Annotated in this window: 11 protein-coding genes; 9 read left to right on the top strand and 2 right to left on the bottom strand. The window is 46.1% G+C overall.

Annotated features, from left to right (window positions below):
* Positions 1 to 23: 23 nt before the first annotated feature.
* Together pckA and G590_RS0116270 are read left to right on the top strand one after the other, a co-directional pair.
* Entirely contained in the window at positions 24 to 1637 is a 1614-nt protein-coding gene (pckA, locus tag G590_RS0116275; RefSeq protein WP_022766722.1) for a phosphoenolpyruvate carboxykinase (ATP), read from the top strand.
* Between the two features lie 171 nt (positions 1638 to 1808).
* Positions 1809 to 2861: an acyltransferase gene (locus tag G590_RS0116270; RefSeq protein ID WP_022766721.1), complete on the top strand. Its 1053-nt coding sequence runs from the start codon at positions 1809 to 1811 to the stop codon at positions 2859 to 2861.
* Positions 2862 to 2884: 23 nt separating this feature from the next.
* On the opposite strand, the gene G590_RS0116265 is transcribed toward G590_RS0116270, so the two are convergent.
* Both G590_RS0116265 and G590_RS0116260 read right to left on the bottom strand, forming a co-directional pair.
* Complete coding sequence (locus tag G590_RS0116265) at positions 2885 to 4177, bottom strand: response regulator (RefSeq protein ID WP_022766720.1); 1293 nt, start codon at positions 4175 to 4177, stop codon at positions 2885 to 2887.
* 24 nt (positions 4178 to 4201) lie between these two features.
* The gene (locus G590_RS0116260; RefSeq protein ID WP_022766719.1) at positions 4202 to 5902 is read right to left on the bottom strand and encodes a sensor histidine kinase; all 1701 of its coding nucleotides are present in this window, start codon (positions 5900 to 5902) and stop codon (positions 4202 to 4204) included.
* 224 nt (positions 5903 to 6126) lie between these two features.
* On the opposite strand from G590_RS0116260, the gene G590_RS0116255 reads away from it, so the two are divergent.
* The 7 genes from G590_RS0116255 (at position 6127) to G590_RS0116225 (ending at position 15363) form a co-directional block, all read left to right on the top strand.
* The gene (locus tag G590_RS0116255) at positions 6127 to 7509 is read left to right on the top strand and encodes an ABC transporter substrate-binding protein (RefSeq protein WP_022766718.1); all 1383 of its coding nucleotides are present in this window, start codon (positions 6127 to 6129) and stop codon (positions 7507 to 7509) included.
* A 108-nt stretch (positions 7510 to 7617) separates the two neighbouring features.
* Complete coding sequence (locus G590_RS0116250; RefSeq protein ID WP_022766717.1) at positions 7618 to 8541, top strand: carbohydrate ABC transporter permease; 924 nt, start codon at positions 7618 to 7620, stop codon at positions 8539 to 8541.
* A 16-nt stretch (positions 8542 to 8557) separates the two neighbouring features.
* Positions 8558 to 9394, top strand: coding sequence for a carbohydrate ABC transporter permease (locus G590_RS0116245; RefSeq protein ID WP_022766716.1), 837 nt, complete (start codon positions 8558 to 8560; stop codon positions 9392 to 9394).
* Positions 9395 to 9398: 4 nt separating this feature from the next.
* Entirely contained in the window at positions 9399 to 11330 is a 1932-nt protein-coding gene (locus tag G590_RS0116240; RefSeq protein WP_022766715.1) for a heparinase II/III domain-containing protein, read from the top strand.
* Positions 11331 to 11354: 24 nt separating this feature from the next.
* Complete coding sequence (locus G590_RS0116235) at positions 11355 to 12488, top strand: glycoside hydrolase family 88 protein (RefSeq protein ID WP_022766714.1); 1134 nt, start codon at positions 11355 to 11357, stop codon at positions 12486 to 12488.
* Between the two features lie 18 nt (positions 12489 to 12506).
* A complete protein-coding gene (locus G590_RS0116230; protein ID WP_022766713.1) occupies positions 12507 to 14549 on the top strand; it encodes a DUF2264 domain-containing protein in 2043 nt (680 codons plus the stop codon).
* A 22-nt stretch (positions 14550 to 14571) separates the two neighbouring features.
* Positions 14572 to 15363 carry a carbohydrate-binding protein gene (locus tag G590_RS0116225; protein WP_026494222.1) on the top strand — a complete coding sequence of 264 codons (792 nt, stop codon included), beginning with the start codon at positions 14572 to 14574 and terminating at the stop codon, positions 15361 to 15363.
* The last annotated feature ends 11 nt before the right edge of the window (positions 15364 to 15374 follow it).

The following is a 15374-nucleotide window of genomic DNA, read 5'->3' as shown; positions in this document are numbered from 1 at the left end:
TTATTAAGAAAAGAGGTTAACAAATGGCAAACATCGATTTAACCAAGTATGGTATCACAGGTACAACAGAGATCGTCCACAATCCATCATACGATGATCTTTACACAGAGGAAATGAAGCCTGAACTTACCGGCTATGAGAAGGGCGTTGACACAGAGCTTGGCGCTGTAAACGTTATGACCGGTATCTACACAGGACGTTCACCTAAAGATAAGTATATCGTTATGGATGAGAACTCTAAGGACACTGTATGGTGGACTTCAGAGGAGTACAAGAACGACAACCACCCTATGACAGAAGAGACATGGGCTAAGGTTAAAGAGATCGCTAGGAACGAGCTGAGCGGCAAGAGACTCTTTGTAGTTGATGCATTCTGCGGAGCTAACAAGGATACTCGTATGGCAGTTCGTTTCATCGTTGAGGTTGCTTGGCAGGCTCACTTCATTAAGAACATGTTCATCGTTCCTACAGATGAAGAGCTTGCAAACTTCGAGCCTGACTTCGTTGTTTACAACGCATCTCTTGCTAAGGTTGACGATTATAAGGCACTTGGTCTTAACTCTGAGACATGTGTAGCCTTCAACATCACAAGCCGTGAGCAGGTAATCATCAACACATGGTACGGCGGAGAGATGAAGAAGGGTATGTTCTCAATGATGAACTATTACCTTCCTCTTAAGGGTATTGCTTCTATGCACTGCTCAGCTAACACAGATATGAACGGTGAGAACACAGCAATCTTCTTCGGACTTTCAGGAACAGGTAAGACAACACTTTCAACAGATCCTAAGAGACTTCTTATCGGTGATGACGAGCACGGCTGGGACGACAACGGAGTATTCAACTTCGAGGGCGGCTGCTATGCTAAGGTTATCGGTCTTGATAAGGATTCTGAGCCTGATATCTACAACGCTATCAAGAGAGATGCTCTTCTTGAGAACGTTACAGTTGATGCTGCCGGCAAGATCGACTTTGATGATAAGAGCGTAACAGAGAATACTCGTGTATCTTATCCTATCAACCACATCAAGAACATCGTTCTTAATGTACATCCTACATCTTCAGGTCCTGCAGCTCAGAACGTAATCTTCCTGTCAGCTGATGCTTTCGGAGTACTTCCTCCTGTATCAATCCTGACACCTGAGCAGACACAGTACTACTTCCTGTCAGGCTTCACAGCTAAGCTTGCCGGAACAGAGAGAGGAATCACAGAGCCTACACCTACATTCTCAGCATGCTTCGGTCAGGCATTCCTTGAGCTTCATCCTACAAAGTACGGTGAGGAGCTCGTTAAGAAGATGCAGAAGTCTGGCGCTAAGGCTTACCTTGTAAATACAGGTTGGAACGGAACAGGCAAGAGAATCTCCATCAAGGATACTCGTGGAATCATCGATGCAATCCTTAACGGTGATGTTCTCAAGGCTGAGACCAAGAAGATCCCGATCTTCGATTTCGAAGTTCCTACATCTCTTCCCGGAGTTGATCCTGCAATCCTCGATCCAAGAGATACATACGCTGATGCTTCTGAGTGGGAAGCTAAGGCTAAGGATCTTGCAGAGAGATTCACAAAGAACTTCAAGAAGTATGAAGGCAACGATGCAGGTAAGGCACTTGTTGCAGCTGGTCCTAAGCTTTGAGCTGAGAGAACTTGCTGAGGTAGTTTCGAAGCTAGTTCGAACGTCTTCCGGCGAGCGATGCGAGAGCGGAAGTTCATTATTAAAAAAAATGAGGCACTACGTCTTTTCTGACGTAGTGCCTTTTCGTATAATACTATTAATAATTATCGGGAGGAGTTTCAAAGGACACTGATGGAAAAGAAAAGAGAATGCTTTCTGGATATTGCAAAAGTGGCATCCATGATAGCGGTCATAACTGTCCACACCGGCGCAATCAGCTGGTATGAGGCGCCATTTGGGGTCTATCCCTGGGGAGTGCTGAATATTTTTGATATGCTGGGAAGATTCAGCGTCCCGGTTTTCCTGATGATAAGCGGATATCTGTTTTTGAATCCTCAAAGGCAGGTAAGTCCTTCTGATATTTTTAAAAAGTATATACCGAGACTTCTCTGTGCATACTTTTTCTGGTCATTTCTCTATGCCCTTATCACCAGCGGTTTTATGACATCGAGGTCACTATCAGGAGGAGTCGGCGAAAAACTTCTTCATGACACATTATCGGGCAGATATCATATGTGGTATATCTTTACCATAGCAGGACTCTACATAATTACTCCGGCTCTAAGGCCTGTGGCTTTGGACAGAAAAGCCATGAGATATTTCCTTCTGGTGTCATTTATCCTTACTTATCTGATTCCAACACTGCAGCTTATTCCGGCAGTCGCGGGCAGCACTGCATGGTTCACGGGAAAGTTTGATCTTTCCAACATTTCCGGATATATTCTTTACTATCTTGCGGGATACTATTTTGGAACTGCGGAGCTTAGCCCTAAGCAAAGAAAGATAATCTACACCATCGGTATAGCATCAGCTTTGATAATGTTTGCAGTAGTTTCAGCTGTAATAATCAGCCAGCAGTATCCGACAGATGCCTATTATAAATACTCAAATGCCGGAATGCCGCTTTTTGGTCTGGCAGCATTTGTCTTTTTCAAATACAGATTTGAGGATGTAGATCCGGGTACCAAAATTATGAGAGCAATTATAAAGCTTTCTAAAATGAATCTCGGAATATATCTTGTGCATGATTTTGGGCTTATCGTATTTAAGAAGATTGGCTTAAAGCCGGTGTTGGGAACGCCATTTATATCGCTTCCGCTGCTTGTTCTTGCAGATTTTGGGATTACAGTTTTCATCGTATTTATAATCAGTCACATACCATTATTAAAAAAGTGGGTAATATAATAATTAAGCGACATGCAGTATTACTACATGTCGCTTTTACTTTGAATATATTCTCTGGGGCTGTGCCCATCAACTTTCTTGAATACCTTGGAGAAGTAGTACGCTGATTCAAAGCCCAGGGCATCAGCTACTTCATATATCTTCATATCACCGGACAGGAGCATTTCTTTTGCCCTGTCTATTTTCTTGGTGTAGACGTACTCGGAGAAGCCGGTCTCTGTGTTTTTCTTAAAAAGAACTGACAGATAAGCCGGGGAGAGGCCGAAGACCTCGGCGACTTCGTTGAGCTGGAGCTTACCGTTCAGATTCTCATCGATATACTGCTGGATGGCGCCGATGAGCTTGTCCTTGCCGGAGCGGCGGTTTGAGCCGACGATGTGGCTAAAGAGCCTTATGGGTTGGGCGTTATCCGCCTGCTGCTGTGCGGTCTTTGCTTCGTCAAAAGACACTGCGATATCCATCGGGGTAGAGACGGCAGAGCCGATACCAAAAGTAAGAGAACCCTTAAAATAACTGGTTATCATGGTCCTGGCATTTTCCAGAGCCTCTGTTATAAGATCCATTGTCCCTGCGACAGGAGTGTCTTCAGTGAAGGAAAAGACAACTGCAAAGTGCTGAAGGTCTATTGAGACAATCTGGCAGGGCGCGTGGCGTGAGATGATCTCTTTGGCCATGCTGATGCTTGAGTTGTAGATATCAAGGGCTTCCGGAGTAAAGCCATCCTCTGAGCTAAAAGCGCTATCGGATGATATCTCGCCAAATACCACGATATATCGGTTGTAATCAAAGGACAGGTTGAGAGCCCTGGCCTCGTTTATAAGATCTTCCTCAGAATTTATCAGATGATTAAAGATTTTAAGCATGAATTTCTGGCGAAGGTCCTCAAGAGAACCGGTGCTGCTTACGTCTCCCGGAGCAGATGCGGGGCGAGCCTCGTCAACTCTCTGGATTGCTTTGTTTATGGCACCTGTCAGAGTCTTCGGATTGAGCTCTATTTTTACAAGATAATCGACGGCGTCATAGACTATTGCCTGTCTTGCCATTTCAAATTCTTCATAGGCGGTCAGCATTATAAAGGCCGGAACAGAACCGTATTTGTTGTGTGACTTGCCTAAAAGCTCAAGTCCTGTCATTACAGGCATTCTGATGTCTGCTATGACAATGTCAGGCGGATTTTCTGAGATAATATCCCAGGCTTCCTGTCCGTTGGAGGCTGTTCCAACTACTTCTATTTTGTCAGCAAGCTCTTTTGCCAGCATGCTCTTAAGGCCTATCTGTACGAGAGGCTCATCATCTACGATCAGTAATCTGTACATTAATTCAAAAACTCCAATTGTAAATTATATGTAAGCTTCTTCAGGCGGTGCTACGAACGGAAGGGTGAATCTCATGGTGGTGTAAACTCCGGGCTCACTCTCAATTGTGATACCGTAGCTGTCTCCGAAGGTATATTTTATGCGCTCATTGACATTGAAGACGCCGATCTGCCTGAAGAACTCAGTGCTGGTCTGACTGGCACCTGAAAGGACTTCTTCAATAGCATCAGCCGTCATTCCGACGCCGTTATCTGTAACATCTATTATAACATTGTCACCTTGCCTGTAGGTGTGGATGGTGATCCTGCCTGCACTGCCTTTGGGCTCGATGCCGTGGAAGATGGCGTTCTCGATGATTGGCTGCAGTGAAAAGCGGTTTATACGCTGCTTAAGCAGAAGTTCGTCATCTGTAATATAGTCCAGTTCAATGGTTCCGCCGTAGCGGTATTTCATAATGGTAAAATAGTCATCTACCAGCGAAAATTCGTCGCTTATCGGGATAAGATCCTCTGTGCTCTTCGAGATGTTCTTCATCAGGCGGGAAAGGGAAGTGGACATGTCGGCTATTCCCTCGGATCCCTGAATGGTCGCCATCCATTTGATGGTGTTTAAGGTGTTGTACAAAAAGTGAGGATTGATCTGGGACTGAAGAATCTGATATTCCAGGTCATGCCTTGCTTTTTCGTCAAGAAGTCTTTTGTCCATAAGATCTGATACGTTCTCGGAGAGATTGTTGATACCTCTTCCGATCTCGCCAAGCTCGTTGTCCCACTCAATTTTGCCGTCTCTTGAAAAGTCGCCCTGGCCTATTTTATCAAGCCTTGTGATGATCCTGTCAACGGGGCGTGTTATCGTATGCTGAAGCGATATGCTCAGGATGATTCCGGCAAAGAGGATAACCAGCGATATTACTACAATAAGAAGCTGGTACGAACGCATCCTGTCTATAAGAGCTGTTCTCGATGGCAGGTAGGAAAGAATCCATCCGGTATCCGGAAGGGTATAGGAAATCGCGCCTTCGGGAACAGATTCTTTTACCAGATCGGAGCCTGTATATCTGTATGTGACACCGCGGCTGAAGGTTATATACAGTGCGTCATCCTTGGTGAGGACAAAACTCCGAAGCGAGTCTGTGATCACGGAGATCGGGATGTCCATGTATACCCATCCGATCAGGGCTGAAGACGAAGAACTGTAGATGGGTCTTATCATAGGAAGGACCTTTGGATTGCCGCCGCGGCTTAAGGGATTTGCATAGAACCCGTTCCATTTAAAATTCGAAGCCGTTATCAGGTCATCAAAAAAGGAAGTGTCCATTATGGTCATGGGGACATCGGTTACAGACTGGTCGTTTCCGCCGGATACACACTGAAGGAACTGGGTTCCCGAAGGAGTTGAGATCACAACTCTGGTTACTGCATTTCTGACGCCGACAATATTGAACTCATTATTAAGATGGTTCCATGCGCTGAGGGACAGCTTTTTTCCTGCCTGAACATCCTGGGAATAGGATCTGTCTACGGTGCGAAGGTAGTTGCTGATGGTGCTGTCGAGGCATATCCAGTTTGAAAAAGTAAGAACGGTGTTTATGTCGGAATCCAGGTCGTTGCCAAGGATGTGAATATTCGTAAGAGCAGACTGCTGCTGGTTTTCCCTGAGATAACGCGCAGACAGGACATAGCTGGAGCATGCAACTGCCAGAGCAATTATGAGGGCAAAACCCACAGCCCATATAACGATTTTGTTACGAATAGAGTGTTTTTTGGTATGCATAGGTATATATTAGAGCAGTGGGGAATTAAAGAAAATACAATTTTATATAAAAAAATTGCATTTTTTTGACAACAAGAAATAAAGAATGTACATTCATTCAATTATTAACAAAATATAAACTATGTGTATAACAAACACGCCGTCTAAATGGCGGCATCATTAAGAGGGAGGTTATCATGAAAAAGAGAATTCTTAGCTCTTTGCTTGCTATGACACTTGTCGTTGCAAGCATCACAGGTTGCGGTGCAGCAGCAGAGCAGGCACCTGCAGCAGACACAGCACAGACAGAAACACAGGCACAGCCTGAGGCAGCTCCTGCAGAGACAACAGAGGCAGCAGCTGAGACAGCAGAGACTACATCAGATGAGCCCGTAACACTTAAGTGGGCACTTTGGGATGTATCCAGCACAGTTTACTATCAGCCACTCATCGACGCTTATACAGCAGCTCATCCAAATGTAACAATCGAGATGGTTGACCTTGGATCAACAGATTACAGCACAGTTCTCGGAACACAGCTTTCAGGCGCAGGTTCAGACTTCGACGTAGTAACAATCAAGGATGTTCCCGGCTACGTATCACTGGTTAACAAGGGTGTTCTTGAGCCCCTTAACGACCGTATCGCAGCAGACGGTGTTGATCTTTCACTCTACAATGGAGTAACAGATCAGGTTACTATCGACGGAAATCTCTACGAGCTTCCTTTCAGATCAGATATCTGGGTTCTCTTCTATAACAAGGACATCTTTGACAAGGCCGGCGTAGATTATCCTACAAACGACATGACCTGGGAAGAGTACGACAAGCTTGCAAGAAGCGTAACAGATACAACACCTGGTGCTGAGGTTTATGGATCTCACTACCACACATGGAGATCAACAATCCAGCTCGATGGTATCCTTGATGGTAAGCACACCATCGTTGATGGCGAGTATGACTTCACAAAGCCTTACTACGAGATGGTTCTTAACCAGCAGAAAGACGGTGTCTGCATGGATTATGCAACACTTAAGACACAGGGGCTTCACTACTCAGCAGCATTTGCTCAGGGTAACGTAGCTACAATGAACATGGGATCATGGTTCATCGCAACTCTTATCCAGAAGATCAAGGACGGCGAGTACACAGACTGCACAAACTGGGGTATTGTTAAGTATCCTCACGCTGACGGCGTAGAAGCAGGTTCAACTCTTTCAACAATTACAGCTCTTGCAGTTCCTACATCAGCTCCTAACAAGGATGCAGCTTGGGACTTCGTTAAGTTCGTAAGCGGCGCTGAGGGTGCAGAGGTTATGGCTTCAACAGGTAACATTCCTGCTATGACAAACAAGACAATCGTTGACATCATCGCATCTATGGACGGCTTCCCAACAGACGATGCTTCCAAGGAAGCTCTTATCACAAGCCACACATATCTTGAGATGCCTGCAAACGACAAGTCATCTGAGATCGAGACAGTTCTCAACGAGCAGCACGACCTCATCATGAACGAGGAAGTAAGTGTTGACGATGCTATCGCAGCAATGAACGAAGGTGTTCAGGCAGTTCTTGCTCAGTAATAAATAAGAATCAGATACCAAAAGACGGAGCACTTGAACGTCAGGACAAACCTAGTTCAAGTGCTCCTTTTAGGAAAAACGCTATTAAAGGAAAATGAGGAAACACACATGGCTGCAGAACTTACTGCTATGGAAAAGAATATGAAGAGGCGCCAGCGCAAAAGAAATATGGTGGCCTATTCATTTATCGCACCGAACTTTATAGGGTTTGCAGTATTTACCCTTGGACCTATAATCCTGGCCCTGCTTATGTCTTTTGCCGAGTGGGACGGAAGTAATGCGATGAAGTTTGTGGGTCTTAGCAACTTCACGCAGATCTTTGCGGATGACAGATTTACATCTGCTCTTAAGAATACAATTATCTACAGTATATTCACAGTGCCGATCACACTGGTTATGGCGCTGGCACTGGCTATACTTCTCAATCAGAAGATAAAGGGAAAGAGCTTTTTTAGGACCGTTGCCTTCTTCCCTTATGTTGCTTCACTTGTTGCTGTTGCCGCTGTATGGAACATGCTCTTTACACCGGCCAAGGGCGGAATAGTGAATCAGTTCATTATGAACGTACTTCATGGACAGCCGCTTAAATGGGCTGCATCATCAAGTACAGTAATGTTGACAATTATCATGTTCTCCGTATGGAAGAACATGGGTTACTATATGGTTATTTATCTGGCGGGACTCCAGGGAATAAGCGAAGATCTCTATGAAGCCGCTTCCCTTGACGGAGCAAATGCATGGCAGAAATTCCAGCATATCACTGTTCCACAGCTCAAGCCCACCACATTCTTTGTAACAATCATGCTTACTATCAACTGCTTCAAGGTATATGACATTGTTTATATGCTGGCAGGAGGTTCCAACGGTGTTGTTAATAAGAGCGCAATCGTTCTTGTCTACTACATCTACGAGGAGGCTTTCAGAAACTGGAAGCTGGGAAGAGCTTCTGCATCAGCACTGGTGCTCTTTGCCATAGTTCTTGTTGTTACGCTCATCCAGTTCAGGGGTGAGAAGAATTACGCTAACGACTGACGGGGAGGAATCAAAAGTGAAGAGCAAAAAGAACAATCGCATAATAGGAAATATCATAATCTATGCGCTGCTGATCCTCCTGGCACTTATGATGCTTGTGCCATTCCTTTGGATGATCTCCGCATCGCTTAAGTTTAACAAGGACGTATTCGTAATACCTTTCGAGTGGATACCCAAGGCTCCCAGATGGCAGAATTACATTGATATCTGGACCAAGATCCCTCTGGCAAAGTTCACATTAAACACTGCCAAGCTGACACTTATCGTTACACTGTTACAGCTGCTTACATCAAGCTTTGCTGCTTACGCTTTTGCCAAGCTTGAATTCAAGGGAAGAAACATCCTGTTTTTGGCATACGTCGCAACTATCGCCGTACCATGGCAGGTTTACATGGTTCCTCAGTTCATGTTCATGAGAAGCCTCGGCCTTGCAGATACGCACCTTGCAATCATCATACTTCAGGCGTTCTCTGCTTTCGGAGTTTTCCTGATGAGACAGTTCTACGAAGGAATCCCTGATTCGCTTTGCGAAGCAGCAAGAATTGACGGAATGAGTGAGTACGAGATCTACGCCAAGATCATGCTTCCGCTTTCAAAGCCGGCGCTGTCAACACTGATCATCTTTACCTTCGTTAACACCTGGAACGACTTCCTCGGACCACTCATCTATCTGACAACCGAGTCCAAGAAGACATTGCAGATAGGACTGAAGATGTTTATTTCACAGTATTCCGCTGAGTATGGTCTTATCATGGCAGCATCTGTGTTATCATTAATACCGGTATTTATTGTGTTTATTTCACTTCAGAAGTACTTTGTTGCCGGAATCACTACCGGTGCTGTAAAGGGATAATAGGATGGCAAAAGAGATTTCACCCAGACATCTTGTATACAACTACTTTAAGGAAACGCGCTCATTGTGCGCGTTTTCTTTGTGTCCCGACATCGCAGGCAGGAGGGAATACGAATCTCTTCCCGCCTCATTAAAGGACCTTCTTATAAATGAGGGCAAAAGAGCTATGGCCGAGCCATGGTCAGCTATCCTTTTGTCCGACTATCTGGAGTTTTCAAAAAACGGAAACAGGGTAAGGTTTGAGGAACTGTATTTTTCCAGAAGGAGAAAGCTCTGCAGCCTTGTAATGGCGGAGCTTGCAGAGAACAAGGGGGCTTTCCTTCAGGATATTTTGGACGGGATATACCTTATCCTCTCAGAATCCTCATGGTGTCTTCCTGCCCACAACACACACATCAGGGATCAGAAGCAGCAGGAGATGCCCGATGTCCTTCACCCGATAATCGACCTTTTTGCCGCAGAGACCGGTGCACTCCTGGCTTTTGCTGAGTATCTGCTTCGCCCAGTCCTTAGGGAAAAGAGCTCTGATATCAGCGAAGTCATAGAAAGCGCCCTGAAAGAGAGAATCTTTACGCCCTATGAAAACGAGCACTTCTGGTGGATGGGAGACGGCAGGCAGCCCATGTGCAACTGGACGCCCTGGATAATTCAGAACGTGCTTATCTGCGCGCTCACAAGGCCGGAAGGATTTTTTGAGGAAAAAGAGCTTTTGCAGTACCTGGAGAGTTCGGCAAGATCTCTGGATTTCTTCCTTGATGAATACGGGGATGACGGGTGCTGTAACGAGGGAGCTCAGTACTACTCACATGCAGGACTGTGCCTGTTCGGTGCTCTTTATCTGATGGCTGATGTCCTTAAGGGAAGCGGCTTTGAAGAGATATTTAAGGAGCCACTGATAAAGAATATTGCAAGTTACATTGTAAGGATGAATGTGACAGACAACATATATGTGAACTTTGCGGACTGTGCTGCAGTATGTCCCAGAAGAACTTCAAGGGAGTTTCTGTTTGGAAAGCTATGCGGCGATGAAGTACTCGCATCCTTTGCAGCTGCTGACTTCAGGAAGGCAGATGATGATGCCAGGATCCTCAAGGAGGAGATAAATCTCTTTTACCATGTGCTTCAGGCCATGAGCTATGAGGATATGACAGAGTACCCGGTAAGCGCCGGTCTGTGCGAAGATGTATTCTTCGAGAGCACGGGGCTTATGGTCAGCAGGGATGAGACCTACATTCTGGCCGCCAAAGCCGGAAACAATGCAGACAGTCACAACCACAATGATGTCGGCTCTTTTACCATCTACAAGAATGGTAAGCCGCTTATCATCGATCTTGGGGTCGGGACATATACAAGGGAGACATTTTCCGACAGGCGATACGAGATATGGACCATGCAGTCCCAGTTCCACAATGTTCCTACCTTTATAAAAAATGATACTGAAGTGAAAATAACCCGGCTTGGAAGCAATGCGGCAGAGGACTATCATGATAGTGATATCCTTATGCAGAGTGACGGAAAGGAGTTTGCGGCTACGGAAGTGGTATGCGATGCAGCAGCCGGACAGCCTAAGAAAAGCAGCACACTTTTGATGGAGATTTCGGGAGCTTACAGGGATGAGGCGGTCCGAAGGTACCATAGGACGATTACTCACGAGAAGGGCAGTGGCATTGATATTTGGGATAAGTATGACGGAAGCGCGACAGCTCTTTTGACACTGATGACATATGAGAGGCCGGAGGCAGAAGCAGGGACTTTGGGAGAGTGTGTCATAAGCGTAGGAAGTCTTGGAAAGGTAAGTGTGACGGGGGGAGAAGTTATTGATATCAGGACATATACTATTACCGATGAGAGGCTTAAGATATCCTGGAAGCATGAAGTTTACAGGACGCTGATAAGGATGAGCACAGGTGGCAGGCTCAGGATGCATATAAGTTAAAAGACAAAACGGAGGAATACACATATGAGAGCTCTGACAGATGATGAGAGAGCATGGGTCATTAAGACCCTTAAAAAGATAGAAGACAAGATGGTTCCTGTTACAAAGAGGAACTTGGACAAGATTCCATACACTACCGCAGATGGGAAGTTCGATGACAAGAGTGTATCTGACCCCTGCTGGTGGACCAACGGCTTTTGGGGTGGCGAGATGTGGCAGCTCTTTGCACTGACAGGAAATGAAATGTTCAGGCAGGAAGCCATCGGAGTTGAGGAGAAGCTTGATAAGAACCTAATGACTACCGAGGGGCTGGATCACGATAACGGCTTTAAATGGCTGCCGACTTCCGTGATCAGATACAAGCTGGAAAAGAACAGGGAGTCACTTAACAGGGCAATGCTGGCTGCGAACAACATGGCCGGAAGATTTAACCTTGCAGGAAATTTCATAAGAGCATGGAATAACTGGGACAATGTGGACAGAAGAGGCTACGCCATCATCGACTGCATGATGAATCTTCCGCTTCTGTATTGGGCGTCAGAAGAGACCACAGATCCGAGATTTAAGATGATGGCTGTCGCTCACGCGGACACAGCCATGAAGGAATTCGTAAGAGAGGACGGATCCGTCAATCATATCGTGGTTTTCGATCCCTTCACAGGCAGGATGACAGAAACCCTGGGAGGACAGGGATACGGAGTGGGCTCATCCTGGACCAGGGGACAGAGCTGGGGAATATACGGCTTTGCGCTTTCGGCCCGCTACACCGGAGAAAAGAAATATCTGGAGACCTCAAAGAAGATCGCAGACTATGTACTTTCTGAAATGCCTGAAAGCTTCCTTGTGCCTATAGACTACAGGCAGCCAAAAGATGTGGACCTCGAGGATTCCACGGCAGCAGCAATCACAGCTTCAGGTCTCATTGAACTGGCACAGCAGCTGGAGGACGGAGGAGATAAGTATCTTGATGCTGCCATAAAGCTCCTTAAGACACTGGACGAAAAGCGCTGCAGCTGGGGACTTGATACTGATAATCTTCTTAATAACTGTGCCGTTGATTATCATGGCGATGGCCACAACATGTCAATCATCTATGGAGACTACTACTTTATAGAAGCGCTGATGAAGCTTGATGACAAGGCGCTCAGGATATTCTGATGGCGCGGGGGAGAAAAAATGGTATTTACACCTGAACATACAGACTTTGAACTCAGCCCTTATACAGGGCTTACCAGAGAGAGCTGGATAGAAGCGGCAGAGTACCTTCTTTCCGGAGTATTTAATAACCTGAAATCAATCGAAGATCCGGTGGTTATGCCAAGGTATGAGACTAAGATTACATACCCTCAGCCCGGGCATCCGCAGTGGCGCTATAAGGCTGAAATCTTTGAGGGACTGGCAAGATCTTTTTTCATAGCTGCGCCTCTTTTGCATATCAAGCCGGACCTTGAGCTCAACGGAATAAACGTCAGGGATTACTATGCAAAGCAGGTCCTGGCAGCAGTAACTCCGGGGAATGCGAACTATGTACTGAATTACACCGATATGAAGAGCACGGATGATAGTGGGAATCTGTTTGCTGCCTATCAGCAGACCGTGGAGACTGCAGCTCTTGTTATCTGTCTGTGGCTGTCAGCGGAGGAAATCTGGGATAAGTACAATAAAGAGGAGAAGGACAGGATCGCGGATTTTCTGTCCGACTTTGCACATGCCAACACAGTTCCTCAGAACTGGAGGCTCTTTAACATGCTGGACCTGGCGTTCCTTTATATGAACGGATATGAGATAGATGAGGATATCATGAGAGACCACGCTGAGAACATTCTTCACTACTACGTGGGTGATGGCTGGTATCGTGACGGGCACTCTTTTGACTACTACTCATGCTGGGCTTTCAATATGTACACAGCCATCTGGAACAACTGGTATGGCTATGAAAAAGAGCCATACATCGCAGCTAGATTTGAAGAGAACTCAAATGAACTTATGAAGACTTATCCGTATTTCTTTGACAGGGACGGATTTACCAATATGTGGGGCAGGAGCGGGATTTACAGAAACGCAGCCACCAGTGCAATTGACGGAAATCTCATGATGAGAAATTCATCAGTGGATCCGGGACAGGCAAGGCGCATATGTTCAGGATCACTTCTTCAGTTCTTCACAAGAGACGATTTTTTGTGGGAGGGTGTGCCGACTCTTGGGTTCTACGGACCGTTTTCGCCGCTCCTTCAGGGATACTCCTGCGCAGAATCACCTTTCTGGCTGGCAAAGGCTCTTTTGTGTCTGCATCTTCCTGAGGATCATCCCTTCTGGACGGCCAGGGAGAGTAATGGTCTATGGGATGAGCTAAAAGAGAATGAGACTAAGGTATGGACTCTTGATGGACCCGGGCTTTGCATGGCAAACCACGAGGCCAACGGTATAACGGAGCTCAGGACAGGTAAGGTTGTTAAGCATAAAGACGATGAGCACGGCATGAACAATTATTCCAAGCTCGTCTTTAACACTAAATTCCCGTGGGAGGCAACCGTGGACAGAGCGGTGGAATCCCAGCAGTATGTGGCAAGGTACACGGATGAGGATATTGCTCTTCGCGGTAATGTCACCTACTGGGCCGGGGAAAAGGACGATGTTCTCTACAGGAGACAGTTCTTTGACTACGAGATGGAGACAGAATGTCACTGGCGCACAGCCATTGATCTGGCGGATTTTACTGTTCCCTGCGGCATCATAAGAGCTGACAAGATCCGTATGTACAGAAGGCCGATTGAGATTACTCTGGGTGCGTTTGGCTTTCCGGATAATGGCACAGATGTCACATTTATAGAGAAGGACGGTGCCAGGGCAGCAGTCCTTAAGGGACATGATCACACGGGAAAAGAGAAGCAGATGGCCTTCACCGTATTCGACGGCTGGAGCAGTATAGAGCGTATTGACTCTGAAGGAACAAATCCCGACAGCAAAAAGTCGATTGTTATGTACGCCAAGACCAGCAGAGAGAAGCAGTATGGGTATGAACCATACTTCCTGATCTCACAGGTAATTACAAAGGAGTCACTTGAGGATTTTACTGAGGATGAGATATTCCCCATAGAGAAAGTGGAATACACAGATCCTCAGAAATGCGGAGGCTACGGCCCTGTTACAATCCACCTAAAGAGCGGAGAAGTCAGGACCATCGATTTCTATGGCATTGAAGGCAGATTTTCAGTTTGACTCACAGAAAAAAGGAGCGAGTATGAAGATTAGCATATACAACGACTGGGACCATGTCCCGAAAGCAGAAGCAGCCGGAGAGGCAGAAGTGATCTTGGCCTGGGATGGAGAATACAGGAAAGGCGATATCATAGAGTTCTCCGGAATAACTCCCGATGAGTTCTATGTGGTTAAGGTGGATGCCACCATCGATCCGGCGCTGGTACTTATCAAGGAGGAAACGGTTCTCTTCACTGTGCCCTTCTATGAGAAAAAGACAAGCTATAATCCTCTGTCATTTTTCGGAAACAGACATATAGTCACCATCAGGAAGGCAGCGGAATACGAGGTCAAAGCATACAGAAACCTGGCTCTTAATCCCTTCGATCAACATGAAGTTTCGGGAGTTTATCCGCATGCCTCAGCCAATGTTGAGACAAGAGGTGAAGCGGTGTTTGCTGCAAGAAATGCCATCGATGGTTGTAAGGCAACACTTTCTCACGGCGAGTGGCCATATGAATCCTGGGGAATAAACAGACAGGATGATGCAGAGATCACGTTGGACTTTGGAAGAAAGGTTGATATAGACAGGATCGTTCTTTACACAAGAGCGGATTTCCCACATGACAACTGGTGGGTAGAAGGAACCTTTACCTTTTCCGACGGCAGCAGCGAGATCATAAAGATGGACAAGAAGGTCCAGGAGCCGCACATTTTCAACATTAGCAAAAAAGGAATCAACTTCCTCAAGCTCGGCAACCTGATAAAAGCAGATGACCCGAGCCCATTCCCGGCACTGACACAGATAGAAGTATACGGAACAGAAACAGAATGAGATAAAAAAGG

Origin of the sequence: Butyrivibrio sp. XPD2006 (assembly GCF_000420865.1) — a bacterium.
In the GTDB taxonomy this organism is placed as follows: Bacteria; Bacillota; Clostridia; order Lachnospirales; family Lachnospiraceae; genus Butyrivibrio.
The sequence above is the reverse complement of the archived record's forward strand: the minus strand, read 5'-3'. Positions and strand labels throughout refer to the sequence as shown.